Source organism: Dietzia sp. Cai40, from assembly GCF_014145165.1.
In the GTDB taxonomy this organism is placed as follows: domain Bacteria; phylum Actinomycetota; class Actinomycetes; order Mycobacteriales; family Mycobacteriaceae; genus Dietzia; species Dietzia natronolimnaea.
Map to the genome: position 1 here is coordinate 1 of NZ_JAALEB010000505.1, position 1003 is coordinate 1003.

The window sequence follows — 1003 nt, forward strand, 5'->3', positions numbered from 1 at the left end:
GCCCCGTGGGAGATGCCCAGGATGTCGGGGCTGGCCAGTGGGTTGCCCAGGACGCGACGGAACAGGGCTCCGGAGGCGCCGAACGCCAGCCCCGCCAGTGCGCCCAACACCGCGCGGGGAAGCTTGTCCTCCATCACCACGAAGGTCGCGCCGGGAATGGTCGCCCCTCCGAGGATGGCGAGGAAGTCGGGGATGGTCACCGTGTACCGACCCAGGAGGACGCGGACGGCCATGGCCGCCACGAGGGCGGCGACGAGCGCGAGCACAAGGAGCAGGGCTCGTCTCCGGCGACCGGCGGCGAGTGTCCGGACGAGCTCGTCCGTCTCCACCCGGTCGGCGGGTCGGTCGAGGACTGCGGTGCTCACGAGGCGCCCACCCCCCGGTTCATCCGCAGCATGGCGATCAGGAACGGCACGCCCATCGCCACCGTCATCACACCGACGGCGATCTCACCCGGCGGGGCGAGGACACGCCCCACGGTGTCGGCGAGGAGCAGGACGACGGGGCCCACGATCACGGACAACCCCAGGACCACCCTGTTGCCGACCCCGACGAGCCGGCGCAGCAGATGGGGGACGAGGAGCCCAAGGAACGCGATCGGGCCGGCCAGCGCGGTGGCGACCCCGGACAGGATCACCACTCCACCCAGGACGACCGCCCGGCCGGCCACCGGGCCGACCCCGAGCCCGCGCGCCAGGTCGTCGCCCAGCGCGAGTGCGTCGAGTGACGCGGCCCCGGCGAGGACGAGCGCGAGTCCGAGGAGGATGAACGGCACCGCGGCGGTGATCTCCGGGGCCCCGGAGCGTGCCACTGATCCCAGTCCCCAGAAGCGGAACCGGTCGAGCACACCGGGGAGGGCTATGACCAGCGACGAGGTCGCCGCGGTGCAGCCGGCCGTCACCGCGGCTCCCGCGAGCACCAGTCCGGTGCCGGAATCCGCGCCGAGTCGCCCGGCCCCCACGACCACCATTCCGGCGGTGAGCGACCCGGCGACCGCGAAGAC

The 1003-nt window shown here is 73.5% G+C and carries 2 protein-coding genes; both read right to left on the bottom strand.

Annotation, left to right across the window (positions count from 1 at the left end; all coding sequences use genetic code 11):
* Nucleotides 1-365: iron chelate uptake ABC transporter family permease subunit (locus G6022_RS16470; protein WP_182692053.1), on the bottom strand; the 365-nt coding region annotated here is incomplete at its 3' end.
* A partial coding sequence (locus G6022_RS16475) for an iron ABC transporter permease (RefSeq protein ID WP_182692055.1) occupies nucleotides 362-1003 on the bottom strand: 642 nt, incomplete at its 5' end. The genes G6022_RS16475 and G6022_RS16470, both read right to left, overlap by 4 nt.